The 24,688-nt window shown below is 69.3% G+C and carries 19 protein-coding genes; 11 read left to right on the top strand and 8 right to left on the bottom strand.

Translation table 11 applies throughout. The annotated features are described in order from the left end of the window. The first annotated feature begins 19 nt into the window (after positions 1 to 19). Positions 20 to 502, top strand: a complete 483-nt coding sequence (locus A37E_RS26690) for a copper resistance protein CopC (protein WP_081837757.1) — start codon at positions 20 to 22, stop codon at positions 500 to 502. Here A37E_RS26690 and A37E_RS0124505 read toward each other — a convergent pair. Both A37E_RS0124505 and A37E_RS0124500 read right to left on the bottom strand, forming a co-directional pair. Next, a complete protein-coding gene (locus tag A37E_RS0124505) occupies positions 399 to 3,044 on the bottom strand; it encodes a fused MFS/spermidine synthase (RefSeq protein WP_029559014.1) in 2,646 nt (881 codons plus the stop codon). The two genes, A37E_RS26690 and A37E_RS0124505, sit on opposite strands and share 104 nt — an antisense overlap. 135 nt (positions 3,045 to 3,179) lie before the next feature. Further along, positions 3,180 to 5,114 carry a hypothetical protein gene (locus tag A37E_RS0124500; protein ID WP_051679314.1) on the bottom strand — a complete coding sequence of 645 codons (1,935 nt, stop codon included), beginning with the start codon at positions 5,112 to 5,114 and terminating at the stop codon, positions 3,180 to 3,182. A gap of 262 nt (positions 5,115 to 5,376) precedes the next feature. On the opposite strand from A37E_RS0124500, the gene A37E_RS0124495 reads away from it, so the two are divergent. The 8 genes from A37E_RS0124495 (at position 5,377) to A37E_RS0124460 (ending at position 15,764) form a co-directional block, all read left to right on the top strand. Next, complete coding sequence (locus tag A37E_RS0124495) at positions 5,377 to 6,240, top strand: peptidylprolyl isomerase (RefSeq protein ID WP_156026417.1); 864 nt, start codon at positions 5,377 to 5,379, stop codon at positions 6,238 to 6,240. Beyond that, entirely contained in the window at positions 6,237 to 7,226 is a 990-nt protein-coding gene (locus A37E_RS0124490) for a HupE/UreJ family protein (RefSeq protein ID WP_051679312.1), read from the top strand. Before A37E_RS0124495 ends, A37E_RS0124490 begins: the two co-directional genes overlap by 4 nt. A gap of 37 nt (positions 7,227 to 7,263) precedes the next feature. Then, complete coding sequence (locus tag A37E_RS0124485) at positions 7,264 to 7,875, top strand: HupE/UreJ family protein (RefSeq protein WP_024278378.1); 612 nt, start codon at positions 7,264 to 7,266, stop codon at positions 7,873 to 7,875. Continuing rightward, a complete protein-coding gene (locus A37E_RS0124480; RefSeq protein ID WP_051679311.1) occupies positions 7,872 to 8,537 on the top strand; it encodes a HupE/UreJ family protein in 666 nt (221 codons plus the stop codon). Before A37E_RS0124485 ends, A37E_RS0124480 begins: the two co-directional genes overlap by 4 nt. 140 nt (positions 8,538 to 8,677) lie before the next feature. Beyond that, positions 8,678 to 10,261 carry a Do family serine endopeptidase gene (locus A37E_RS0124475; protein ID WP_029559009.1) on the top strand — a complete coding sequence of 528 codons (1,584 nt, stop codon included), beginning with the start codon at positions 8,678 to 8,680 and terminating at the stop codon, positions 10,259 to 10,261. 209 nt (positions 10,262 to 10,470) lie between these two features. Further along, entirely contained in the window at positions 10,471 to 11,190 is a 720-nt protein-coding gene (locus A37E_RS0124470; RefSeq protein WP_024278381.1) for a response regulator transcription factor, read from the top strand. Positions 11,191 to 11,264: 74 nt separating this feature from the next. Beyond that, positions 11,265 to 12,644: an ATP-binding protein gene (locus tag A37E_RS0124465; protein WP_029559008.1), complete on the top strand. Its 1,380-nt coding sequence runs from the start codon at positions 11,265 to 11,267 to the stop codon at positions 12,642 to 12,644. A gap of 156 nt (positions 12,645 to 12,800) precedes the next feature. Then, the gene (locus tag A37E_RS0124460; protein ID WP_029559007.1) at positions 12,801 to 15,764 is read left to right on the top strand and encodes a bifunctional [glutamine synthetase] adenylyltransferase/[glutamine synthetase]-adenylyl-L-tyrosine phosphorylase; all 2,964 of its coding nucleotides are present in this window, start codon (positions 12,801 to 12,803) and stop codon (positions 15,762 to 15,764) included. A gap of 160 nt (positions 15,765 to 15,924) precedes the next feature. Here A37E_RS0124460 and pepN read toward each other — a convergent pair whose 3' ends face one another. Further along, complete coding sequence (gene pepN, locus A37E_RS0124455) at positions 15,925 to 18,555, bottom strand: aminopeptidase N (RefSeq protein ID WP_029559006.1); 2,631 nt, start codon at positions 18,553 to 18,555, stop codon at positions 15,925 to 15,927. 102 nt (positions 18,556 to 18,657) lie between these two features. Beyond that, positions 18,658 to 19,479, bottom strand: coding sequence for a sulfite exporter TauE/SafE family protein (locus A37E_RS0124450; RefSeq protein ID WP_029559005.1), 822 nt, complete (start codon positions 19,477 to 19,479; stop codon positions 18,658 to 18,660). 207 nt (positions 19,480 to 19,686) lie between these two features. On the opposite strand from A37E_RS0124450, the gene A37E_RS0124445 reads away from it, so the two are divergent. Further along, positions 19,687 to 19,959, top strand: a complete 273-nt coding sequence (locus A37E_RS0124445; RefSeq protein WP_029559004.1) for a hypothetical protein — start codon at positions 19,687 to 19,689, stop codon at positions 19,957 to 19,959. A gap of 57 nt (positions 19,960 to 20,016) precedes the next feature. Here the strand turns inward: A37E_RS0124445 and hisG are convergent, their stop codons facing one another. Both hisG and A37E_RS0124435 read right to left on the bottom strand, forming a co-directional pair. Then, positions 20,017 to 20,994 carry an ATP phosphoribosyltransferase gene (gene hisG / locus A37E_RS0124440; RefSeq protein ID WP_029559003.1) on the bottom strand — a complete coding sequence of 326 codons (978 nt, stop codon included), beginning with the start codon at positions 20,992 to 20,994 and terminating at the stop codon, positions 20,017 to 20,019. Then, positions 20,991 to 22,154: an ATP phosphoribosyltransferase regulatory subunit gene (locus A37E_RS0124435; protein WP_029559002.1), complete on the bottom strand. Its 1,164-nt coding sequence runs from the start codon at positions 22,152 to 22,154 to the stop codon at positions 20,991 to 20,993. The genes hisG and A37E_RS0124435 overlap by 4 nt, the downstream gene beginning before the upstream one ends. A gap of 161 nt (positions 22,155 to 22,315) precedes the next feature. Between A37E_RS0124435 and A37E_RS0124430 the strand changes: the two genes are divergently transcribed. Continuing rightward, positions 22,316 to 22,591: an exodeoxyribonuclease VII small subunit gene (locus tag A37E_RS0124430; protein ID WP_029559001.1), complete on the top strand. Its 276-nt coding sequence runs from the start codon at positions 22,316 to 22,318 to the stop codon at positions 22,589 to 22,591. A 96-nt stretch (positions 22,592 to 22,687) separates the two neighbouring features. Here A37E_RS0124430 and A37E_RS0124425 read toward each other — a convergent pair whose 3' ends face one another. Continuing rightward, entirely contained in the window at positions 22,688 to 23,278 is a 591-nt protein-coding gene (locus A37E_RS0124425) for a protein-S-isoprenylcysteine O-methyltransferase (protein WP_029559000.1), read from the bottom strand. Beyond that, a complete protein-coding gene (locus tag A37E_RS0124420; protein WP_029558999.1) occupies positions 23,275 to 24,651 on the bottom strand; it encodes a hypothetical protein in 1,377 nt (458 codons plus the stop codon). Before A37E_RS0124420 ends, A37E_RS0124425 begins: the two co-directional genes overlap by 4 nt. Between the last annotated feature and the right edge of the window lie 37 nt (positions 24,652 to 24,688).

Below are 24,688 nucleotides of genomic sequence, written 5' to 3'. Positions count from 1 at the left end.
CCTTTTCAGGGAGAGGGCGATGCGCCTTCATGCAGCAATCGCGGTGCTCTTCTTCGCAAGCCTTGCGGCGACGGGGGCGCGGGCACAGTGCGCGTTCGACCAGTCGGTGCCCAACGCCAACGAGGTGCTCACCGAGACCCAGCCGGAAGTCACCATCGACTTCACCGACGAGTTTCGGCTCGATGACGTGCGCGTGGTGAGTCTCGACGACAAGGCCGAATGGCCCACCGACTGGGCCCGCCCTGCCGAGGAAGTGCGCCAGACCGCGTTCCGCATGGCCAAGCCCCTGCCGCCCGGCAAGTATCTGGTGGAATGGAACGGCTATCTGCGCCGCCACCACCATGCGGATGGCGGCTCCATCGCCTTTACCGTGGCGAAGCCCGGCGAGATCCCGCCCGCTACGCCGGCGGTAGCTGAGCCAAGAGCCGCCGCGCGTCGGGGCGGCTCGGGTTCGCCCTATCCAATGCTTCTAGGAGCCGCCGGGCGCTCGAAGGATCAGTGACGGCGAGCTGGCGCGCCATGGCCAGCACGGGGGCGTAGGCGGCATCGAAATCCGGGCTGATGCGCACCAGCTCGATGAGTTGTGGCGCCAGCGTGCCGATGACGTCGCGCGGTCCCTTCGCCGCCAGCGCCCGGGCGCCCATGCCGATGTAGCCGTCGCGCGCTTTCCAGTAGGCGGCGAGGCGCGCCTGCGTGGCCGGATCGGTCCCTGCCAGCAGCGTCGGCGGCGTCGGATGAAGCGCCGCGAGGAGCGCCACCAGACGGTCGGCGGGCCGCTCGCTTGCGGCATAGGCGGTGCCCGGCGCGGAGGCCGTCACCACCGGCCGGTCATCGGTGTTCAGGGGGGCATTGCCGGCGAAGCGGGCGAGGTCCGCCGGGCCGGCGAGGTGGAGGCCGAACAGGGCGAAGCTGCCGTCGAGATCGACGGCCTTCAGCCCCGTCGCCAGCGCGCGGTCGCGCACCCGGCGCTCCACCCAGTCGGACGGGTAGGTCGCGGGCGTGCGGCGGCCGATGAGGGCAACGAGGGGCGTCTCCACGCTGAACTGGGCAAGCCACGCCGTCGTATCCGGGAACACGTCGAGGAAGGTGCGGACGATCACCTTCAGCGTTTCCATGTCCAGCTGGTGCAGAGGCAGCCACTGGCAGAACAGCCCATCCGGCGCGAGGCGGTCGCGGATGGCGGCGAAATGCTCGCGGGCATAGAGGGCGCCGGAGCCGTCCACGGAGGGGTGGTAGAGGTCGGCGACGATCACGTCATAGGGCGCGGTGCCGGCGCGCACGAAACGTCGGGCGTCGGCCACATGGATGCGGATGTCCGGGTTGCCGGCGAGGCGGGGCGGCGTGCGCTCGAAATAGGGGAAGCTCTCCACCACTTCGGGCACCAGCTCCACGCCCTCTATCCTGAGGCCGGGATGGTCTCCGGCAGCGGAGAGGGTCGCGCCGGTGCCGAGGCCGAGGAACAGCGCGCTGCGCGGGTTGGGATGCAGCAGCAGGGGGATGTGCGCCTGCCGGTGGTCCGAGCGCATGGAGGCGCTGCCGCCCATGCGAAAATGGTTGTTCACCTGAAGATGGCGGTCGCCGGCGGCATTGCGCACCACGCTCACCGCCGCCATCACGCCGTCGCGGTGCCATTCCAGCGCGCCGCCTTCCGGCACCTGCACGAATCGCAGGGAAACGGGCGCCAGCACCAGCGCCAGCGTCGCCGCGAGGGTCAGCCCGCCACCGGCCAGCGCGGCGCGGCTCCGGAGCGGCAGCGCCAGCACATAGGCGGCGGCGAGGAGCGCGAAGGCGTATTTCGCGCCCATCAGAGGCAGCAGGACAGGGCCGAACAGCATGGGCGCGAGCGCCGCACCGAGGGTATTGGCCGCAAGCCCCGGCCCGACGCCGCCGAGGCGGTCGGATGCGCGCTGGGCGAGCGCCGTGAACAGGGCGCCCATGGCGATGGTGGGCGGCAGGAAGGCCACGGCGGCCATGGCAAGTTCGGCGGAGAGACGCCCGGCCACCGTCACCGGCAACGCGGCCTTGAGGGACGAGAGAATCTGCCCCGACGCCCCGAGCAGCGCCGCGCCGGCGACGCAGGCGAGGGCGGTGAGGGTGACGAGGAGGACCACTGAGCCGTCCGCACCGGGCCCGCGAATGGACCGCCACCGGGCATAGAGGGTGGCGCCCAGCGCGGTGCCCGTGAGGTAGCAGGCCAGGAGCACGGCGAAGGTGTAGATGGTGTTTTCCAGAATCTGGCTCAGCACCCGCACCGTCAGCACCTCGTAGCCGATGCCGAGGAGGCCGGTGAGGAACAGGGGCGTCAGCACCGGGAGCGAGGCGGAGCCGGTCTCGGGCGCGCGAATCGGGCGTGCCGCCGCCTCTGAAGCCGAGTCGCGGGCCACGGCGAGCATGGCCACCGCGCAGACCGCATTCAGTACGGCGCACAGCACCAGCGTCGCGGAGAGGCCGAGCGCGGGAATGATGAGGAAGGCGGTGGCCAGCGTTCCCGCCACCGCGCCAAACGTGTTGGCCGCATAGACGTGCCCCACCGCCGCGCCTGAGGCGAGACGCGGCGCCAGCACGGCCTCCAGCGCCGGCAGGGTGGCGCCCATGGCCAGTGTCGCCGGCAGCAGCAGCACGAAGGGCAAAGCGAAGGCGACGGACCATTGCCGGAGCGCCGAGGCATCCACCGGCACCAGCGCGGGCACGAGGTCGCCGAACAGCGGCGTCGCGCCGATGAGAACCAGCGCCCACGCGCCGATCACCAGTTCGAGGCCGGCGTACCAGGCGGCCGGCCGGCGGCTCCCGGCGATGGCGCGGCCGAGCAGCAGGCTGCCCAGTGCGAGGCCGCCGAACAGGGCGGAGATGACCCCCAGCACCGCCACGAGTTCATGGCCGAGGCTGACCGCGAGCATCCGGGTCCAGACGATCTCGTAGCCGAGGCCGGCAAAGCCCGAGAGGGTCGCGACCAGCGCGATGGCGATGCCCGTGCGGGCGTTTCGGCCGAGCGTCAGGCGTTGCGGCGCGGCGGATTCGGGTTCCGAAGCCTGAACCTGGGACATGACAGAAACCGTTCCTGAAAGCGAAAGAAGCCGGAGGCCCGAAGGCCCCCGGCATCCGAAGGTCTCGCGCCGGCCGTGGCCGGCGCTTGTCTTTCGTCAGTTCACCATCACTTGGCGAAACTCACTTGGCGAACGTCATTTGGCGAGGGAGACCGCGAGCTTCTCGTTGGTCTCGACGAGGAGTTCCGGCTGGTCGGAGACGCGGATGAAGATGGGGTTCGTGTAGAACCACAGGTCCGACCACGCGGCCACGTCGTAGCTGGAGATCTTCTGGCCGTCGCGCACCACGAGGTGGGACGGGCAGGCGGCGTCGTTACAGGGCACGAAGGGACCCTGCGCGGCGTTTTCCGGATCCCAGTCGTTGAGCGGGTTGCCCTGGGCGTCCGTCTCGGCCGGCACGGAGGCCGGCAGGTTGGAGCCACGCACGCGGACGTACATGTTGTTCTGCACGTTCGGGATGGTGACGGTCATGGTGCGCTTGGTGCCGCGCGCCTTCCAGGTGGTCGGGCCGAAGGTGGCGATGATCGCCGCCGAGGCATTGGTGCCGGCGGTGTAGTTGGCGCTGCCGGGCGCCACGACGCCGGTCACGTCACCCTTGATGAACTGCACCTGGCGGAGCGTCGGCTTGTTGAGCGGCTCCTGGATGCCGATCTGGGCCAGCGACGGGTTGTTGAAGGTGTAGGGCGAGTAGTTCGGGTTCGTGGGGACATTGACCTCGAGGGTCAGCGTCACCGACTTGCCGCGCTTCACCACCAGCGTGTCACCCATGCCCGCCTTGGCGCCGAAGCCGGCCTTGGCGTTGTAGGTCAGCTCGCCGGTGATGAGGTCGCCCTGCACCGAGTAGACGTTGCCGGAGCGCACGCCGTCGACCACCACCTGCGGGCGCAGGGCCACATTCCGCTTGGGACGCGGGATGTAGAGCTTCTGGAACTCGCCCGGATAGAAGTCGTTGGTGGTGCCCTTCTCGTAGATGGAGAAGGCGCCGCGGTTGTGCCAGTCGGAGCTGGCGAAGAAGAACCAGTTGCGGCCTTCGCCCAGCATGGCGTCCCACACGCCGCCGATCTTGGCGGCATAGATGCCGGTGCCGCCGAAGGTGGTCACGCCCACCGAATCGCAGCCATTGCCGCAGAAGCCGGCGCGGTATTCGCCGCGGTTGTTCGACGCCTGGTGGCCGGGCTGGCTCTCGAAGCCCACCGCGACGGTCGGGCCGGCATTGTTGAAGTCGCGGAAGTGCTCGATGTTGAAGCCGTTGTTCTTGTCCGGATTGAACACGCCGGCGCGCTCCACGTGCGCGGGCACGTAGTAGCTGTCGAGCGGATAGTACTTCTGCAGCCACTGGACGGAGGGAACCGCCTTGGCGTCGTGGTTCTTCTGGCCCGAGCCGGAGCCGGAGGCGTTGGCCACCTTGCCTTCCCAGTTGTGGGTCGGCGCGCCCTTGCTGAAGTCCGAATCGGAGCGGTCGAAGCGGTATTCGAACTCGGCCACGGCGCTCGCGTTGCCGGTGTCCTTGTCCTTGTTCTTGTTGCCGAACAGGCCCTTCTTCTCGATGGCGTTCTGCGGCTTCTGATTGCCGATCACCGCCATGGAGGTGTGCTCGTGGCCGGGCACGTTGGTCTCGATGCCGGCATAGAGCATCGGCACGCCGGTTTCCTTGGCGAGGCGGACGAGCTCGGGGAAGATGATCTCTTCCGCGCTCTGCCAGCGCCACATGGAGCGGTGGCCCTGCGAGGTGGCGGTGTCGCCCTTGATGACCAGGCCCTGGACCTGATCGAAGAAGCGGCCCTTGCCGGTGGTGGAGCCGTCACCTTCCGGATCGTCCACGCGGCAGTCGCGCGGGCTGGAGCCGCCGTGATCGGCCGCGCCGAGCCATTCCAGGCCGTAGCTCTGGACCGCCTTCTTCACCATGGTCTCGACCGACGAGCGGCCGTCCGAGCACGGCGTGTGATTGTGGAAGTCGCCGGCCATGTAGCTGTCGGCGAACGCCTGCGTCGGCGCAAAAGCCGCTCCGCCGGCAACAACGAGGACCGACGCCCCCGCGATGAGCTGCTGTGTCAGCACCCCGCCCTTCATGCTCCAACCCCTAATTTCCCACGGACGCCAGTCCGCCCGTAGGGGCCTCCTAGCCGCGTTCTGTGACCGCGTGCTGAAGGTTCTGTGACGCCGGGGAAGGTGAGCCGGGAAACCTTGCGAGACCTTTCGGACCCTGCGTCCGCCGCAACGCTGTCATCAAGCCGACACCGGTCCGCCGCTAGGGGATGCGCCGTCAGCAGGCGTGGAAGCACGACGTGGCGGGGATGCGCTTTTTCGCGTCCCTGTGGGCGGGGGACGAGTCTTGACGTCATCGGGTTTGAATACGGGCGCGGATGCCCCGGCCGGCACCAGGAACAAGAGCCTCATCCGGCGGCTGATCGGCGAGCCGCTGCTTCAGTTCATGGTGCTCGGCACCATGATCTTCGCGGCCCATGCGGCGGTGACGCCGGCGATCCCGAAGGAAAAGCTCATCGAGGTCACCCCCGAGGTGCGCCAGAGCATCGTCGATGCCTTCAAGTCCACCCACGAGGGCCGCGAGCCGGGGGCGGACGAGTATCGCAAGCTGGTCGACGTGTGGGTCCTGAACGAGATCACCTTCCGCGAGGCGCTGGCGCAGGGCCTCGACAAGGGCGACGAGATGATCCGCGACCGCATCGTCCACAAGATGCGCCTGCTCATCTTCAACGGCGTCGAGGTCAAGGAGCCGACCCACGCCGAGCTCGAAGCTTGGTACGAGAAGCGCCGGGCGCAGTATGACGTGCCTGAGACCATCAGCTTCATCTCCGTGCCCTTCACCGGCCCGAACGCCGAGGCGGACGCCCGCGCGACGCTGGAGCAGATCGTCGCCGGCGAGGAAACCGAAGAGACCCAGAACCGCGCCCTCATCTTCGGCGAGCGGCCGCGCAAGTCGCTGGAGCCGTCGTTCGGCACGCCGTTCGTGGAGACGCTGGTGGCGCTGCCGCAGGGCGAGTGGCGGGTGGTCCCGTCCAAGGACGGCTGGAACGTGGTGCGGCTCGATGCCTATGCGCCCGGCCATCCGACCGACCTCGACGAGGTGTCCGCCCAGGTGGCCCTCGCGTGGAAGGACGAGCGCCGCCGCATCCTCGGCATCGCCGCGACCAAGGACTTGGGCAACGCCTACGTCATCCGGCGTGGTGAGCCATGATCGCCGGAGCCATAACGGCGCGAGCTCCCCGCGCCTTCCGGTCCGGCCTGCTCGCGGTCCTGGCGCTGTTCTGCGCGCTCCTCCTGCCGTCGCTGGCCGCGCGGGCGCATGAGGCGACCATGGCGGTCATCACCCTGCGCGAGATCGCGCCGGGCCGCTTCATCGGCCAGTGGACCATGCCGCCGGCGGACGTGACCCTGCAGCCCATCTTCCCCGCCCACTGCCAGTGGAACCCGCCCGAGCTGGTCTGCGGCGAGCGCGGGCTCACCGGCCGCCTCAGCTTCATGGGCCTCGGCAGCAAGCAGTCGGTGGCGACCATCCGGGTTGTCCCGCGCGAGGGGCCGGCCGTCGTCTACACGGTGAGCGCCGCCAAGCCGACCATGATGGTGGCGAGCGAACCCGGCACCAATCTCGCGGTGTGGGCCGATCTTGCCGACACCTACGTCAATCTCGGCATCGACCACATCCTGCGTGGCATCGACCACCTCCTGTTCGTGCTGGGCCTGATCTGGATCGTGAAGGGCGGCTGGCGGCTGGTGAAGACCATCACCGCCTTCACCGTGGGCCATTCCATCTCGCTCGCCGCCGCCACCTTCGGCTGGGTCGGCGTGCCGGAGCGGCCGCTCAATGCCGCCATCGCTCTCTCCATCGTCTTCGTGGGCGTGGAGATCGTGAAGCTGCAACGGGGCGAGCCGGGACTGACCGCGCGCTATCCCTGGATCGTCGCCTTTGCTTTCGGCCTCCTGCACGGCCTCGGCTTCGCCACGGCGCTGACGGCGCTCGGCATCCCGCAGGCGACGCTGCCCATCGCGCTGCTGTTCTTCAACGTGGGCGTCGAGATCGGCCAGCTGATGTTCGTCATGGCGGTGCTCGCCCTCATGTGGGCCCACCGGCAGGCTCAGGCGCTGCTGCCCCGCTGGGGCGCGGCCATCCCGGCCTATGTCATCGGCTCGGTCGCGTCGTTCTGGTTCCTCACCCGCATCTGACCCTGCCTGGGGCGCACACCTTGGAAGGACATTTGTCATGAAGTCCCACAGCCCGAACCCGGCGCTCGTCCTCGCCGGCCTTCTCGCCATGATTCCCCTGTCGCCGGCCCTCGCCCATACGGGCACGGGCACGCAGATCGGCCTTGAGAGCGGCTTTCTCCATCCGCTCTCCGGGGCGGACCACATCATCGCCATGGTGGCGGTGGGCCTGTGGGGCGCGCAACTCGGCAATCCGGCCATCTGGGTGCTGCCCATCACCTTCCCGCTGGTGATGGCGGTGGGCGGCCTGCTCGGCGTCATGGGCATCGACCTGCCCTTCGTCGAGCTTATGATCGCGCTGTCGGGCATCGCGCTCGGCGCCATGGTGGCCCTGAACATCCGCCCGCCGCTGTGGGTGGCGGCGACCATCGTCGGCGTGTTCGCCATCTTCCACGGCTATGCCCACGGCAAGGAGCTCCCGGATGCGGCCGATGCGGTGGCGTTCGCGGTGGGCTTCGTGGTGGCCACCGGCATGCTGCATCTTCTCGGCATTCTCATCGGCGTCGCGGTGCGCTGGGAGGCGGGAGCCAAGGCGGTGCGCGCCTGCGGCGCCGCCATCGGCTGCCTCGGCGTCTACTTCCTGCTCGGTGCCATCGGGATCATCGAATGACACGCCTTGCCCGTCGCGCCGGCATTGCCGGCGCGGTTGCCCTGGTTCGTCGCGCCGGCTCCGTCGGCGCGCTTGCTCTCGTCTTCGCGCTCACCCCCGGCCTCGCCCATGCCCATCTCGTGGACACGCGGCTCGGCGATTTCTATTCCGGCGCGCTGCACCCGCTGACGGATTTCGAGCAGGTGCTGCCCTGGCTTGCGCTGGCGGTGCTCGCCGCCTTCCAGGGGCCGCGCACGGCGCGCTGGGTGGTTCTGGTCTTCCCGCTGGCGCTGGCCGCCGGTGGCGCGCTGTCGCTGGTGCTGCCGCCGCCGCCGTTCGCGCCGGTGGCGGGCGTGACGCTGGTGGCGCTCACCGGCCTTGCAGTTGCCGCGCAGCTGAGGCTGCCGCTCGTCGCGCTGCTGGTGCTGGCGGTAGGCCTTGGCCTGCTGGACGGATACCAGAACGGCGCCGCCATGGTCGCTACCACGGACCAGTTCCTGTTCCTGTCCGGCGTGACGGTCATCGGCTACGCCTTCGTCACCCTCGCGCTCGGCTGCGCCATCGCCTTCCTCGCTGGCGTCGGCGGCTGGCGGCCCATCGCGCTCCGGGCGGCGGGAAGCTGGGTCGCGGCGGTGGGCATCATGGTGCTCGGCCTGCATCTGGTGTCGCGCGGGGTCGGCTGATCCCGCGCCGGAGCGTGGTTCACGGCATCGCGAGCGACATTACGGAAGCTTAATCCGGCCGCCAGATTGCCGTAACGATCCAACGCATAGGTTGCGTCTCGAACCTGCCCGGCATGGCAGGCAACAGAGAGACGCGACGCATGACCCGCTCCCCCTCCACCCCTTCCGTGACGAAGCGCAACCGCCGTGCCATGCTCGCGAGCGTTTTCGGTCTCGCCCTCGCCGGCGTCGTTGCCGGCCAGTTCATCCCGCCTGCCAATACGCCTGCCCTCGCGCAGATCACCACCAGCCAGCCGGCCAACACCTTCTCCTTCGCCGACATCGTCGAGAAGGTCTCGCCCGCCGTCGTCTCGGTGAAGGTGAAGAAGGACATCGGCGACCAGCAGATGGCCATGGGTGGCGAGGGCCTCGGCGGCAACGTCCCGCCCCAGATCGAGGAATTCCTGAAGCGCTTCGGCTTCGGCCAGGGCGGTCCCGGCATGGGTCCCGGCGGCCCGGGTGGTCCCGGCATGGGCCCGCGCGGCGGCATGGGTCCGAAGGGTGAGCGTCCCGTGGTGGGCCAGGGCTCCGGCTTCATCATCTCGGCTGACGGTTATGTGGTCACGAACAACCATGTGGTGGACGGCGCCGACGAGGTGGACGTGACCACCACCGACGGCAAAGAATACGTCGCCAAGGTGATCGGCACCGATCCGCGCACCGACGTGGCCCTGCTCAAGATCGACAACGTCACCAACATGCCGTGGGTGAAGCTCGCGGATGGCGCCCCGCGCGTCGGCGACTGGGTGATCGCGGTCGGCAACCCGTTCGGCCTCGGCGGCACCGTGACCGCCGGCATCGTCTCGGCCCGCGGCCGCGACATCGGCTCCGGCCCCTATGACGACTTCATCCAGATCGACGCCCCCATCAACCGGGGCAACTCGGGCGGCCCGACCTTCTCGCTGAACGGCGAGGTGATCGGCATGAACACCGCCATCGTCTCCCCCTCGGGCGGCAACGTGGGCATCGCCTTCGCCATCCCCTCCGAGACGGTGAAGACCGTGGTGACCCAGCTGCGTGACAAGGGCTCGGTGGCCCGCGGCTACATCGGCGTCCAGATCCAGCCGGTGACGGAGGATCTCGCGTCCGGCCTCGGCATCAAGAGCGCCGAAGGCGCCCTCGTCGCCCAGGTTCAGCCCAACACCGCCGGCGCCAAGGCTGGCCTCAAGGCCGGTGACGTGGTGGTCAAGGTGAACGGCGAGCCGATCAAGGAAGCCCGTGAGCTGTCCCGCAAGGTGGGCATGATGAAGCCCGGCGCCGAGGTCCAGCTCTCGGTGATCCGCGACACCAAGCCCATGGACATCAAGGTGGTGCTCGATCAGCTGCCCAATGAGCAGGTGGCCTCCCGCACCAACACCCCGCAGGGTGAGGACGACAGCGCCGGCAACAAGGACATGCCGCGCCTCGGTCTGCAGCTCGCCCCTTCCAAGAGCGTGCAGGGTGCTGGCGGCGAGGGCGTGGTGGTCACCGGCGTCGAGCCCAACGGCCCGGCGGCCCAGCGCGGCCTGAAGACCGGCGACGTGATCCTGAAGGTCGGCGACAAGACCGTCGCCACCCCCAAGGACGTGCGCGACGGCCTTGCCGCCGCCAAGGCCGAGAACCGCAAGGCAGTGCTCATCCAGGTGAAGAGCGGCGAGGGCGTGCGCTTCGTCGCCATCTCGCTGGAAGGCAAGGCCAAAGGCTGAGCCCGCTCAGCCGGCCTGAGACAAGGCCCGACCGCATGACACGCCGGGGGCAATCCCCCGGCGACGGGCCTCCGGACCGAGGTGGATATCGCCATCGCCCCTGATGCCGCTTCGGCTCCGCAGGCGCGGGAAGCTCCAGAGGGCTTCCCGCGCCACTTTTTTCGGTGCGCACCCCTCGCATGGACCTGCCTGAAAGGTGAGCTAGAGTGATGACAACGAATCTCGATCCGGGTCCGCTCTCCGCCATGCGCCTTCTCCTGGTCGAGGACGACCGCGACGCCGCCGAATATCTGCGCAAGGCCTTCCGCGAGGCCGGTCACGTGGTGGACCATGCCGCAGACGGCGAGGAGGGACTCGCCCTCGCGCTCGACGGCAAATACGACGTGATGGTGGTGGACCGGATGCTCCCTGCCCGCGACGGCCTCTCCCTCGTCACCGAGCTGCGCGGGCGCGGGCACACGACGCCGGTGCTGATCCTCTCGGCGCTGGGGCAAGTGGACGACCGGGTGCAGGGCCTGCGCGCCGGCGGCGATGACTATCTGCCCAAGCCCTACGCCTTCACCGAGCTTCTGGCGCGCGTCGAAGCCCTCTCCCGGCGCGGCGTCAGCCAGGGCGCGGAAACGGTCTACAAGGTGGCGGACCTCGAACTCGACCGCCTTGCCCATCGCGTCACCCGCTCTGGCAAGGAGATCCCGCTCCAGCCGCGCGAGTTCCGGCTGCTGGAATATCTGATGCGCCACGCCGGGCAGGTGGTGACGCGCACCATGCTGCTCGAAAACGTCTGGGACTATCATTTCGACCCCCAGACCAACGTCATCGACGTCCACGTCTCCCGCCTCCGGTCCAAGATCGACAAGGGCTTCGACGTGCCGCTGATCCACACCGTCCGCGGCGCCGGCTACATGGTGCGGGCGGGGCTGGTGGCGTGAAGGGGGAAGGCGCCCCGGCGGGTGCGGGTCCGCTCGGCAACGGGGGGAGGGCGCACGGCGCGATCGCCAGCCCCATCGCCCACGCGGCGCGCCTGGTGCGCACCACCGCGTTCAAGCTGCTCGCCGCCTATCTCGTCGTCTTCGCGCTGTTTGCGGTCTCCGTCATCGTCTACACCGCGTGGCACACCCGCGCCCTGATCCAGGGGCAGGTGGCGGACGACCTCGACCGCGAGGTCGTGGGGCTCTCCGACCAGTACCGCATCGGCGGCATCCAGCGGCTGGTCTATGTCATCGACCGGCGGACGCGGCGGCCGGGCTCGTCCATCTACGTGCTCTCCAATTTCCAGGGCGAGGTGCTGGCCGCCAACGTGACGGACCTGCCCATCGGCCTCCTCGACAAGGAGGGCACCCGCTTCACCACCTACAACCGGCCGGACGATCCCGTGGCCAAGAGCCATGTGGCCTTCGTGCAGACCATGTTCCTGCCCGGCGGCTATCGCCTGCTCGTCGGCCGCGACATCGAGGAGCGCGATACCCTGCGCGATCTCGTGGCGCGGCCGGCTCAATGGGCGGTGGTGCTGATCGTGGTGCTGGGCCTCGCCGGCGGCGTGTTCGTGACGCGGCGGGTGCTGAAGCGCATCGATTCTATGACAGCGACGGCCGAAACCATCATGGCCGGCAACCTCTCTGGCCGGCTGGCGCTGGCCGGCACCGAGGATGAGTTCGACCGCCTCGCCCACTCCCTCAACGCCATGCTCGATCGCATCGAGGGGCTGATGGTGGGGCTGAAGGAAGTCTCCGACAACATCGCCCACGATCTGAAGACCCCGCTCACCCGCCTGCGCAACCGCGCCGAGGAGGCGCTGCGCACCGCCCGCACCGAGGAAGCCTGGCGGGCGGCTCTGGAGGCCACCATCGAGGAGAGCGCCGGCCTCATCCGCACCTTCGATGCCCTCCTCATGATCGCCCGCGCCGAGGCGGGGCAGGGGCGGGCGACCATGGGCGATGTGGATCTCGCCGAGATCGCCGAGGCGGTGTCCGAGCTTTACGAGCCGCTGGCGGACGAGCAGGGGCTCGACCTCACCGTCAGCGCCGTGCCGGCCACCGTCCACGGGGTGAAGGAACTGCTGGCGCAGGCCCTCTCCAACCTCATCGACAATGCCATCAAATACGGCCGCCCGGCCGATGGGGGCCGGGGGCGCATCGCCGTGACGCTGACGCGCGACGGGGCAGAGGCGGTGCTGGCGGTGGCGGACACCGGTCCGGGCATCCCGGCCGCCGACCGGGAGCGGGTGGTGGAGCGATTCGTGCGGCTGGAGGCGAGCCGCACCCGTCCCGGCTCCGGCCTCGGCCTGTCGCTGGTGGGGGCGGTGGCGCGGCTGCACGGGGGTACGCTGGCCTTTTCCGACAACAAGCCGGGGCTCGTGGCGACCTTCCGTTTGCCGACAAAATGACAGCGGGGCGTGAACCAAGCCGTCGGCGCGGGCGTTAACCTCCGTAATGACCTCTTCATTCCCCACTCACTATGATGCGTGCCGTGCCTCCCGCTGCGGCACTTCGATGAAAGAAGGCTTGCGCGCGGCAAGTCGCTGGTGCCTTTAGACCTGACCATGCGTTGGCCCACGGAACCGGATTCGGCGGACCGGCCGCCCCTCGCCCTGCAGATGCGGGAAGCGCCCGTCGTGGCGGATGCGAAGGCGGCAAAGATTAAGCTTTCCCACGCCATCGAACGGCTGGCGCCGGAGGCGCGCGCCGCCCTTGATGCGCTGTTCGCTGAGGCGCCCTGTGCCGAACAGGTCTGTCTCGGGATCGCCGAAAGTTCGCCCTTCCTCACCGAAGTGGTCCGCGCCGAGCCGGAGCGGCTGTTGCGCGTGCTCGGACGCTCGCCACACGCCCACCTCGATGCGCTCATCGCCGAATGCGCGGCAGTCGAAGGCTCGGAAGCCGATGTGATGCGCGCGCTGCGGCGGATGCGCAGCGAGGCCGCCCTGCTGATCGCCATCGCCGACATGGGTGGCGTGTTCGGCCTCGTGGAGGTGACGGCGGCGCTGACCGACGTGGCCGACGCGGCGGTGCGCAAGGCACTGTCCTTCCTCCTCGGCGAGGCGGTGAAGGCGGGGCGGCTCATGGTACCCGATCCCGCCGATCCGCAGGCCGGCTCCGGCCTCGCGGCGATTGCCATGGGCAAGCACGGCGCGCGGGAACTCAACTATTCCAGCGATATCGACCTCGTTGTGGTCTACGACCGCGAGAAGGCGCAGCTCTCCGACAGCGTGTCCGCCTCGCCCTTCTTTGTGAAGATCACGCAGGGGCTGGTGCGGCTGCTGCAGGAGCGCTCCGCCGACGGCTATGTGCTGCGCGTGGACCTGCGCCTGCGCCCCGATCCCGGCTCGACGCAGGTCGCCCTCTCCACCGTCTCGGCCCTCGACTATTACGAGCGCGAAGGCGCCACCTGGGAGCGCGCCGCCTACATCAAGGCGCGCCCCGTGGCGGGCGATGCGGAGGTGGGGCGGCAGTTCCTCGCCGATCTCTCGCCCTTCGTCTGGCGCCGCGTGCTGGACTTCCAGGCCATCGCCGACGTCCATGCCATGAAGCGCGAGATCCACGCCTTCCGCGGCCATGACGTGGTGGCGGTGGAGGGGCACAATGTGAAGCTCGGCCGCGGCGGCATCCGCGAGATCGAGTTCTTCGTCCAGACCCAGCAACTCATCGCCGGCGGGCGCGATCCCCTGCTGCGCACCAGCCGCACGCTGGACGCCCTCGATGCGCTCACTGCCCATCGCTGGATCGAGCCCAAGGTGCGGGACGACCTTGCCGAGGCCTATCTCTTCCTGCGCCGGGTGGAGCACCGCATCCAGATGGTGGCGGATGCGCAGACCCATTCCCTACCGGAAAGCCGCGAGGCCATGGAGGGCTTCGCCCGCTTCATGGGCTATCCCGACCGGGACGCCTTCGCTGCCGCCCTCGTCCAGCGCCTGACGACGGTTCAGGGCCACTATGCCCATCTGTTCGAGGATGCGCCGCCGCCGGCCGTGCTCGACGCCGACCTGCTCTTTCCGCCGGACGAGAACGACCGGCCGACGCTCGCCGCCCTTTCGCGCCTCGGTTTCAAGGACCCGGCGGCGGCGAGCGGCATCGTCCGGCGCTGGCTTGCCGGAGGGCCGCGCGCGCTGAAGACCGAGCCCGCCCGCGCCCATCTCGCCCGCATCGTGCCGCTGATGCTGGAGGCGCTCTCGCGCGGCGGCGACCCGGACGGCGCGCTGATCGCGGCCGACCGTTTCCTCACCGAGCTGCCGGGACCGCTCCTGCTCACTGCTTTGGACCGCCACCCGGACCTCGTGCGGCTGCTCGCCACCATCCTCACCGCCGCCCCGCGCCTCGCCGAGACCCTGGCCCGCCGCCCCTCCCTCACCGACGCACTGCTCGATCCCGCCTTCTTCGACGTGCTGCCCGACGAGGCGAGCCTCTCCGAGCATCTCGAACTGCTGCTGGACACGGCCGAGACCGATGAGGAGCAGTTCGACCGCGCCCGCCGCTTCCGGCAGGAGCAGCATGTGCTCATCGGCGTGCGCATCGCCTCCGGCACGCTGCCGGCGGCGCGGGCGGGCGAGGCCTATGCGACGCTCGCCGAGGTCATCATCCGCGCCCTGCACCGGCGCGTGTGGGAGCGCTTCTGCGAGGCCCACGGCCGCATTGCCGGCGCCGAGACGGCCGTGCTCGCCATGGGCAAGCTCGGCGGCCGCGAGATGACGGCGGGGTCCGACCTCGACCTCATCGTGCTCTACGATTTCGATCCCGAGGCCGATCCCACCTCGGACGGTCCGCGCCCGCTCACCGGCGCGCAGTATTTTGCCCGCTTCACCCAGCGCCTCGTCACGGCGCTGACCTCCCTGACCAATGCCGGCAAGCTCTATGACGTGGACCTGCGGCTGCGCCCCTCGGGCCGCTCGGGTCCGCTGGCGACGCGGCTCTCCTCCTTCGCCACCTACCAGCAGGCGGATGCCTGGACGTGGGAGCACATGGCGCTGACCCGCGCCCGCGTGATCGCCGCCACGCCGGAGTTCGGCGCCATCGTGCGCGACGTCATCGGCGGCATCATGGGCCAGGCGCGCGACCAGCGCCGGCTGGCGGGCGACATCCTCGACATGCGCGGCGCCATCGCCGCCGAGAAGGGCGCGGATGACCGCTGGAACCTGAAGCACGCGGCCGGCGGGCAGGTGGATGTGGAGTTCCTCGCCCAATATCTCGTGCTGGCCCATGCCCACGATCATCCCGAGATCGTGGACACGGCCACCGCCCGGGTGCTCGCCACCGCCGAGCGGCTGGCCTTGCTTGAGCCGGAAGACGCGCACGTGCTGCTGCGCGCCTGCCGGCTCTACCAGAACCTGACGCAGGTGCTGCGCCTGTCGGTGGACGCCCACGTGGTGCCGCAGGACGCGAGCCCGGCGCTGCGCGCACTCCTCGCCCGTGCCGGCGAAATGCCGGACTTCGCCACGCTGGAAGCCGATCTGTTCGAGACCGAGCAGAAGGTCCGCGCCATCTTCGAGCGTGTGCTGGAGATGGCGGCGGAGTAGGGGCGGCGGCGCCAAAAATGACCGTCATCCCCCGGCTTGTCCGGGGGATCCACCGTTCCGCCCGCGCGTTGCCCGGAAACCCCAACCCGCCCAACCGTGGATCGCCCGGACATGCCGGGCGATGACCATGCCGAAGGTTTGCGGGCCCGAAGCCCCGCTTTCACCCCAGCGCGCGGGTGGCGATGTCGGCCACATCAGGCGAGAGGCCGGGCGTCTCCGCAACCTTGCGCAGGGCCCGCTCCGCGCTGGCGCGGCGCGTCGGCTCCAATTGGCGGAAGGTCTTGAACGAGGCGAGGAGACGGGCCGCCACCTGGGGGTTCTTGCTGTCGAGCGTCAGCACCACGTCGGTGACGAAGTCGTGCCCGGCGCCGTCCGCCCGGTTGAACTGGGTGGGGTTGGTGGCCGCGAAGGCGCCCACCAGCGAGCGCACCCGGTTGGGATTGCCCAGCGAGAAGGCGGGATGCAGCATCAGGTCCTTGATGCGCTCAAGGGTGCCGGGAGCTGCGATCTGCGCCTGCAGGGTAAACCACTTGTCGATGACCAGCGCATCCCGCTCGAAACGGTCGTAGAAGGCCTGAAGCGCCGCTTCGCGCTCCGGCACCTCGTGCTGCGTCAGAACGGCGAGGGCGGTGATGCGGTCGGTCATGTTGTCCGCCGCCTCGAACTGCGCCTTGGCCCGCGCAATGCCCTCCGCCGCGCCGGTGACGGCGAGGAAATCCAGTGACAGGTTGCGCAGCGCGCGCCGCCCGGCGGAGGCCGCATCTGGCGAGAAGGGGCCGGTGGCGGCCATGGCCGCATAGGTGGTGGCGAAGGCGCCTTCCAGCGCGGTGCCCACGGCGAGGCGCAGCGCCTTGCGGGCGGCGAACACGGCGTCCGGGTCCACGTCCTTCGCCAACTCCCGGGCCACCTCGCCCTCGCCGGGCAGGGCCAGCGCCTGCGCCTTGAAGGCGGCGTCGAGCGTGGTGTCGGCGAGGATGGCGCGGGCGGCCGTCACCAGCGCCTCGGTCGCCGGAAGGCTGCCGGTGCGGGCACCGGTCTTCAGCATTTCCAGTGCGATGCGCTGGATGGCGTCGAAGCGGTTGAACGGATCCGCATCATGGGCGGCGAGGAACACCCGGTCGGCCTCGGTGAGGTCGCTCACGAGGTTCACCGGGGCCGAGAAGCCGCGGTTGAGCGAGGGCACGGGCCGCGCGTCGAGGCCGGTGAAGAGGAAGCTCTGGCGCGCCTCGCTCACCTCCACCACGCCGTTCCCCACCGGCACGTTGCCGAGCGTCAGCGGCTGGTCGCGCCCGTCCGGGCCGACGAGGCCGAGGGCGAGGGGAATGAGCATGGGCTTCTTGGTGGGCTGGCCCGGTGTGGGCGGCACCTCCTGCGCCACGTCGAGGCGATAGGTGCCGGCCTCGGCATCCCACGCGCCGCTCACGGTGAGCACCGGCGTGCCGGACTGCGCGTACCACAGTGCGAACTGCGAGAGGTCGCGGCCGGTGGCATCGGCGAACGAGGCGACGAAATCCTCGATGGTCGCGGCCTCGCCGTCATGGCGCTCGAAATAGAGGTCCATGCCCGCCCGGAACCCGGCTTCGCCGAGCAGGGTCTTCAGCATGCGCACGACCTCGGCGCCCTTCTCGTAGACGGTCGCCGTGTAGAAGTTGTTGATCTCGCGATAGGTTTCCGGCCGCACGGGGTGCGCCAGCGGGCCCTGGTCCTCGGTGAACTGGGCGGCCTTGAGCGCCCGCACGTCGGCGATGCGCTTCACCGGGCGGGAGCGCTCGTCGGAGGAGAATTCCTGGTCGCGGAAGACGGTGAGGCCTTCCTTCAGGCACAGCTGGAACCAGTCGCGACAGGTGATGCGGTTGCCGGTCCAGTTGTGAAAGTATTCATGGGCGATGACGCCCTCGATCCCCGAATAATCCGCGTCGGTTGCGGTCTCCGGGGTGGCGAGGACGTACTTGTCGTTGAAGACGTTGAGGCCCTTGTTCTCCATGGCCCCCATGTTGAAGTCCGACACGGCGACGATGTTGAACACGTCGAGGTCGTACTCGCGGCCGAAGGCCTCCTCGTCCCAGCGCATGGAGCGCTTCAGCGCGTCCATGGCATAGCCGGCGCGGGCCTCCTTGCCGTGCTCCACATAGATGCCCAGCTCCACCTCGCGCCCCGAGCGCGTGAGGAAGCTGTCCGAGATCTTGGCGAGGCGCCCGCCCACGAGGGCGAACAAATAGGACGGCTTCGGCCACGGATCATGCCACACGGCATAATGGCGGCTGGTGTCGTCCACCTTCCCGCTTTCCACCAGATTGCCGTTGCCGAGCAGCACGGGCGCCTCGGCCTCATCCGCCTCGACGCGGGTGGTGAAGACGGAGAGCACGTCCGGCCGGTCGGGATAATAGGTGATGCGGCGGAAGCCCTCGGGCTCGCACTGGGTGCAATAGTTGCTGGAGGTGCGATAGAGCCCCATCAACTGGGTGTTGGCGGTGGGGTCCACCAGCGTCTCCACCTCCAGCACGAAGGCGTCGGCCGGGGGATGGGCGAGGGTGAGGCGGTCCGGCGTCGCCTCGAAGCTCGGGCCGGCCACCGGCTTGCCGTCGATGGCGAGGCGCACGAGCGTGAGACCGTCGCCATTGAGCACCACCGGCGCGCCGGGGGCGCCCGCCGGGTTGCGGCGCAGGGACAGCTTCGACGTGACGCGGGTCTGCGAGGGGTGCAGGGAGAAATCAAGGTCCACCTTGTCCACCAGCCAGTCCGAGGCGCGGTAGTCGGAAAGGTGGATGGCCTTGGGTTCGGCATCACGCATGAACATGAACTCCCCGCGCGCCGCCGCATTGGGCGCGTCGCCTTGTGCGATGTGATCTTGGGCGGAGAGTAAGGCCCGGCGCGCCGGGAGGGAAGCGCGCCGCTATGCGCCCGAGGCCGAGCCGTGCCGCCAGATCTTCCATGCCGACATCACCAGGATGGCCCCGAGCAGCGGCAGCAGCATGGAGGCCGGCACGACGCCGAGCACCTGCCCGCCGAGAAACGCGCCCAGCATGGAGGCGGCCGTCATCACCCCGAGAAACGTGAGGTTCTCCCGCACGACGCCGAGGGTGTTGTCGCGGCCGAAACGGGCGAAGCCGACGATGAGGGTGGGCAGGCTCACCGCCAGCGCGACGCTGCCCGCGAGCTTCACCGGCAGGGCGAAGAGCAGAACCAGCGTCGGCACCAGCAATTCCCCGCCCGAAACCCCCATGAGCGCCACCGCGAGCCCGATGATGAAGCCCGCCAGCACCCCGACCACCAGCCGCACGGTGCCGTCGATGGCCATGTGCTTGAGATCGGGATCGTCCCCCAGCACCAGCAGGATGGCGGTGAAGACGAGCATGGCCGCAATGGTGCGGAACAGGGTGCGCGAGGCGAACCGGGTGGCGTAGGTCGCCCCCATCCAGGCCCCCGCGAGACTTCCGGCCAGTAGGGTCGCGATCACCCGCCAGTGCTCGGCCACCTCGGCGAAGGGAATGGTCGCGGCGCGGGACGGCAGGGCGAAGGCCACCACCACGAGGCTGAGAACCCGATTGATGATGATGGCGGGCAGCGCCTCGAACCCCAGCGCGATCAGCACCGGCAGCCGTATTTCCGCGCCACCGAGGCCGATGAGGCCGCCGACGGTCCCGATGGCCAGCCCAGCCAGTGATCCGTGCATCAGGCGACGCCGCAGGGACGTTGCGGAAGGCTCGAAAGACATGCCGATCACGCTCCCTTGAACGGGCCGCTTCGCACCGTCACCTCGGCCTCAGAATAGGACGTGAGCCGTTGAGATCAAAGAATTCTCGTCGATTGTCCAGAAATCCCCACCGATTGTTTCGCTAAGGGAGCCTTATCGAATTTTGCGGCGCACCCTAGCTCCTAGCCATCAAAGGGCGTGGTGGGGTTGGTATTTAAGGAGATCAACATGCGTAATCTGACTTTTAGCGCCGTCGCGCTCGCCGCCCTCCTTGCTTCCGGCGCGGCCTTCGCGGGTGACGAACCGTCCCTCTCCGCTGCCGATGCTGAGGCGCAGGCCGCTGCGACCCTCCATTCGCAGGTGCAGCCGCTCGGCTATGCGACGCCCCGCGCCGGCCATCCGGCCTTCGTGGCGCTCTCCGCCGGTCAGGAGCGGAGCTCGCTCTCGGAAGCCGACCGCCTGTTCCTGGCGCAGGGTGACCGCGGCCTCGGCACCAACTGACGAAAACCCCCGGCCGGCGTCCTGTGCCGGCCGGGGGCATTCACGAAGGTCAGCTGTTCAGCCGTTCAGCCGCGCGTCCAGCGCCTCGTAGAGCGGATTGTCGGCGGCGAAGACGTATTCGATGGGGCCGACCGTCACCATGCTGGCGCCGCGCTGGCGCAGGAAGGTGGCGAGAGCGTGCAGCGTGTCCGGCGGGCAGTGCAGGGTCAGCATGCCGGACGATGTCGGGCCGCCGAAGGGCGCAACGCAACGATAGGCCGCCACCGCCTCGTCCACCAGCGAGGCATCGCAATCGGCAAAGCGCGTGCGCACCTCCCGCATGGTCCGGGCGCGCTTCTCGGCTCCCAGCCGGTCGAACATGGCGCGGGCCGCCGCGAGGGGGCCGCCGCTCCAGTTGGCGGTGAGGGAGGCGACGAGGTTCGCCTCGGACTTCAGGATGATGCCGTCGTCCACCACCTTCAGCGCATTGGCGGCGAGCGTCGCCCCTGTGGTGGTGATGTCGACGATCAGCTCCGCCGTGCCGGCGGCGGGCGTGCCCTCGGTGGCGCCGGCGCTCTCCACGATGCGGTAGTCGATGATGCCGTGGCGGGCGAAGTAGCCGCGCGTCAGGTTCACATATTTGGTGGCGACGCGGATGCGCCGGCCGGTGCGGCCATGGAAGTGGCTCGCTACGTCGTCGAGATCGTCCATGGTGCGCACGTCGATCCAAGCCTGCGGCACCGCGACCACCACATTGGCATGGCCGAAGCCGAGCTTCTCCAGCAGCGCCACGCGGCTGTCCGCCTCATGGATGTTCTCGCGCACCAGATCCTCGCCGGTGACCCCAAGATGGGCGGTACCGGAGGCCAGCGCCGCGGCGATTTCCGAGGCGGAGAGATAGGCGACCTCCACCCCTTCCACCCCGCCCAGCGCGCCGCGATAGTCGCGGGCACCGCGGGCCTGCGTCAGCGGCATGCCGGCGCGGGAGAAGAAGGCGTGGACATTTTCCTGAAGCCGCCCCTTGGACGGCACGGCGAGGATGAGCGGCGTGGTCATCGGGCGTCCTCCGCGGCACCTGAGAGGCCGGCGAGGCGCTCCACCCAGGCGGCAAGCCCGACGCCGGGGATGGCACCTTCCGCACCGAGCCGTGACAGCAGCCGGTCATAGCGCCCGCCCGCCACCAGCGGGCCGGCGCCGGGACGGGCTGGGTCGTGCAGCTCGAACACCATGCCGCTGTAATAATCGAGCGGCCGCCCGAAGGCGGTGGAGAAGCGCACGGACGACAGGTTCACCGCATAGGCGGTGAAGAAGCCGGTGCGGCGGTCGAACAGATCGAGGGCGGCGTTGAGGTCGATGCCCGCATCTGTCGCCAGCGCCCGCATCCGGGCCGAGGCGTCGTCCGGCGTGCCGGAGATGGCGAGGTAGCGCGAGAGGATTTCCGAGGTTTCCGTCGAAAGCCCGCCGCCTGCGTCGAGGGAGGACTGCTCCAGGAACCGCTCGGCAATTTCCGACACGCTGCGCCCGCCCACCGTCGAAATGCCGGCGATGGAGAGCAAGTCGGTAATGAGCGCGCGCGCCGCCGCCGGGTCCGCGCCATCGAGCGCGGCCAGCACGCCGGCATGGGCGGGGGCGCCCTCGCGGCTCTTGTCGTTGAGCTGGGCGAGATCGAGGTTCACCCGTCCCTGGCCGAAATCCTTCAGCAGCCGGCGGCGCATGGCCGGCGCCAGCGGCAGGGCATCGAGCAGCGCCGTGAACAGGCCCACATCGCCGAGCCGGATGTCCGGCTGGGGCAGGCCGTAGAGCGCGCAGGCATTGAGGCCGAGGGACAGGATTTCCGCGTCCGCCGCCTCGATGTCGGTGCGGCCGAAGGATTCCACGCCGGCCTGCCGGAACTCGCCGGGGCCTTCGCCACGGAAGCGGAAGACGGGGCCGAGATAGCTCACCCGTGCCGGCATCGCCATGCCCTCGGCCAGCACCGCGCGGGCGACCGGGATGGTGAGGTCCGGCCGCAGGCACAGCTCGTGGCCTTCGGCGTCCGCCGTCAGATACATGCGGCGGCGGATGGATTCGCCCGAAAGGTCGAGGAATACGTCGGCCGGCTGGAGGATGGGCGGATCGAGGCGCGCGAAGCCGGCGGCCGCGAAGGTGGCGACCAGCGCCTCCTCGAGGCTCGGGGACGTGCGGGAGGTGAGGGGCGCGGGCGCCGCGGGCGACATGGGTGCAAGGTTTCCGTGAGGTCTTGCGGGCTTCTAGCAAAGCCGGCGCCTTACGGCCACCCCGGCGCCGACTTCGCCCGCCTCCCGGGGACTGAAGCGCCGCGCTTCGGGTGGCGGCGGGTGTCGTCTATGGTGAGCGCCTGTCGAATCAGGAGGCGGCCATGGCAGGCGCGAGCGGAGCAAAGGGCGGCACGGCGGTGGCCGGCGTCGAAAATCTCTCGTTCGAGCAGGCGCTTGCCGAGCTGGAGGCCATCGTCGCCAATCTCGAACGGGGCAACGTGCCGCTGGAGGAATCCATCGCCATCTACGAGCGCGGCGAAGCCTTGAAGCAGAGGTGCGAGGCCTTGCTGAAGGCCGCCGAGGCGCGGGTGGAGACCATCACCCGCGACGCCGCCGGCCGCCCTGCGGGCACCCAGCCGCTTGATCCGGACGCCTGACAAGCGTCCCGAAACGGGACGGTTGCAGGATTTGTCGAGGACAGTGGGGGAACGCAGCGGGACCGAATCGCTGCCGTGCCCGTTTTCCCGGTCTGTTCAGTAGATGCCCGGAATGACGCGCCTGGTGCGCCGGGCATAGGCGTCATACTCGGCGCCAAAGACTTCCCGCATCATCTGCTCCTCGCGCCCGACGCGGAAGAAAAAAAGGATGCCGAAGCCGATCAGGCCGGCTGGTCCGGCGATGAAGTTCGGCAGGAGCAGCGCCTGCGCCAGAGCCCACAGAAAGAAGGCCGAATACATGGGGTGGCGTACCTTCTGATACACCCCCGAGGTGATGAGCTCGTGCTTGTCCTTGATCTCCAGCGTCACCGACCAATACTTTCCAAGCTGCCGGTGGGTGCGCCAGAACAGCAGGAGGGAGCCGGCGAACACCACCACGCCCGCCACCACCTGAAGCACGGTCGGCGGGTAGGAGGCGAACCTGGGGAAGCCCGTCGCCGCATAGATCGCGGGGATGATTCCAAGCCCCAGCGTGGAGATGGACAGAAGGATCATCTCCCGCAGATTGCGGTGCCGCGCATCCGCCACGCGCTGGCGTTTTGCCTTTCGCTCGAAAGGGATACGCAGGACGTACCAGGATACAACGCCCACGGCCCAGGCGATCTTGGCGAAGGTCAGGAGGCTCATGCGGCGGTCTCGGGTTCCGGGAGGGCGAGGATGCAGCCGGCGTCGTCATAGACGAGCGGGCGCAGGGTTCCGTCGGGCAGCAGATAGGCCCGTAAGCTGTTGGTATGCGAGGCCAAAACGTCGAACGACAGGGGCCCGCACACATAGGCGTAGAAATCGTGGGTGGAGCGGATGTCGCCGGCGAGGAAGCACTGGCAGTGCAGGCGCATTACGTCGAACCAGTGGCGGCGGTAGATGGCCGGCGAGATCATCTGCCGGATTTCCACATGCCGGATCAATGGCTTGAGGGAATAGTCGCCGGGCGGCAGCAGCACGGGGGCGAAGCTCGCGGGGCCGAGGGTGACCGGGTTCACCTTGTAGAAGGAGACGATGTCGTCGCGCGACTGCACCTCCACCCAGCCGATCTGCTCGGCCGCCGCAACCCGTTCTGCTGCCTCGCGAAAACGTCCGCCGGCCGGGTGCAGGGCAAACTTGGCGGTGGTCGAGCCGAGGGTGAGGATGCGCACCCGGGCGCGGGTGCCGAAGGCGGGATCGGCGGCCAGCGCCGCGGCCACGGCGCTGACCGCGAGCATGGCGCCAAGGCTATGGCCTGCAACGATAATCTCGTCGACACCCTGCGCCGCCGCCTCCGCTTCCACCGCCCGCAGGCGATCGGCGAAGGCGCGGATGCGGGATTCCACCTCGGGATGCCGCCCGCGGACGAAATCCACTGAGAATTCAGCGAGATCCAGCGATTGCTTCAGCCGGAAGCGGCGCCCCGGCCAGCGCATCAGGAGGAGCCCGCCGGCGAGGGTTACGGCAAGACCGGCGATCGTCGCCACCACAGCGCCGAATGGCGCAAGCCATTGATGAACAAGGAAACCTGCTGCCGCCGCCACCCCCCAGAACAGGGCGAGCAGCATGTAGGTGAAGAGGAAGAACAGGCCGTAGCGCCGGCTGGAGCGGAAGTAGTTGGCGATGGTGCCGCTCGACACCATGTCCGCTATGGCCCGTACCGAGCCCTTCATGTGGCTCCAGACTGAACGGCCCATGTCAGCCCGAGTCAGGTCATGCCACCCCAGGTTTTCGAACTTGGTTTCGGTATGCCAGTTGGGGCCGTCAGCTTCGGTTCGCCAGAATCCGCCCGTGGCGGTCGGCACGGGTGCCGAGTCGCGGCAGTGGGTCCGCACATTCCACACGTCGCCGAAGCGTTTTAGCTCGCGCACGAAGATGCGGTGGTGCCCCTCCACCGCCATGGGGTCGAAGCCGGCGATGAAGAAGACGTGGCGGCGGCGGACCCGGGCGCGCGCGTCCGCGTCCTGGGGCGGGATACCGCGCGCTTCGGCGTCGGTCCCGGCGGTGGGGCCTGCGAGCGTTCCCTCGGCGTCGTGCATGGGGCGCCTTCTAGCGAAGATGGCCGGGCGTGGCTAG

Origin of the sequence: Xanthobacter sp. 91 (genome assembly GCF_000702385.1) — a bacterium.
GTDB lineage: Bacteria > Pseudomonadota > Alphaproteobacteria > Rhizobiales > Xanthobacteraceae > Xanthobacter > Xanthobacter aminoxidans.
This window is presented reverse-complemented; position numbering and strand designations above follow the sequence as displayed.

Excerpts from the sequence above, each read along its gene's own strand:
- A37E_RS0124450 (WP_029559005.1), bottom strand. The coding sequence starts at position 19,479 with ATGTCTTTCGAGCCTTCCGCAACGTCCCTGCGGCGTCGCCTGATGCAC.
- A37E_RS0124445 (WP_029559004.1), top strand. The coding sequence starts at position 19,687 with ATGCGTAATCTGACTTTTAGCGCCGTCGCGCTCGCCGCCCTCCTTGCT.
- A37E_RS0124425 (WP_029559000.1), bottom strand. The coding sequence starts at position 23,278 with ATGAGCCTCCTGACCTTCGCCAAGATCGCCTGGGCCGTGGGCGTTGTA.
- A37E_RS0124490 (WP_051679312.1), top strand. The coding sequence starts at position 6,237 with ATGATCGCCGGAGCCATAACGGCGCGAGCTCCCCGCGCCTTCCGGTCC.
- A37E_RS0124505 (WP_029559014.1), bottom strand. The coding sequence starts at position 3,044 with ATGTCCCAGGTTCAGGCTTCGGAACCCGAATCCGCCGCGCCGCAACGC.
- hisG (WP_029559003.1), bottom strand. The coding sequence starts at position 20,994 with ATGACCACGCCGCTCATCCTCGCCGTGCCGTCCAAGGGGCGGCTTCAG.
- pepN (WP_029559006.1), bottom strand. The coding sequence starts at position 18,555 with ATGCGTGATGCCGAACCCAAGGCCATCCACCTTTCCGACTACCGCGCC.
- A37E_RS0124475 (WP_029559009.1), top strand. The coding sequence starts at position 8,678 with ATGACCCGCTCCCCCTCCACCCCTTCCGTGACGAAGCGCAACCGCCGT.
- A37E_RS0124460 (WP_029559007.1), top strand. The coding sequence starts at position 12,801 with ATGCGTTGGCCCACGGAACCGGATTCGGCGGACCGGCCGCCCCTCGCC.
- A37E_RS0124480 (WP_051679311.1), top strand. The coding sequence starts at position 7,872 with ATGACACGCCTTGCCCGTCGCGCCGGCATTGCCGGCGCGGTTGCCCTG.
- A37E_RS0124430 (WP_029559001.1), top strand. The coding sequence starts at position 22,316 with ATGGCAGGCGCGAGCGGAGCAAAGGGCGGCACGGCGGTGGCCGGCGTC.
- A37E_RS0124470 (WP_024278381.1), top strand. The coding sequence starts at position 10,471 with ATGACAACGAATCTCGATCCGGGTCCGCTCTCCGCCATGCGCCTTCTC.
- A37E_RS0124420 (WP_029558999.1), bottom strand. The coding sequence starts at position 24,651 with ATGCACGACGCCGAGGGAACGCTCGCAGGCCCCACCGCCGGGACCGAC.
- A37E_RS0124435 (WP_029559002.1), bottom strand. The coding sequence starts at position 22,154 with ATGTCGCCCGCGGCGCCCGCGCCCCTCACCTCCCGCACGTCCCCGAGC.
- A37E_RS0124500 (WP_051679314.1), bottom strand. The coding sequence starts at position 5,114 with ATGAAGGGCGGGGTGCTGACACAGCAGCTCATCGCGGGGGCGTCGGTC.
- A37E_RS0124485 (WP_024278378.1), top strand. The coding sequence starts at position 7,264 with ATGAAGTCCCACAGCCCGAACCCGGCGCTCGTCCTCGCCGGCCTTCTC.
- A37E_RS26690 (WP_081837757.1), top strand. The coding sequence starts at position 20 with ATGCGCCTTCATGCAGCAATCGCGGTGCTCTTCTTCGCAAGCCTTGCG.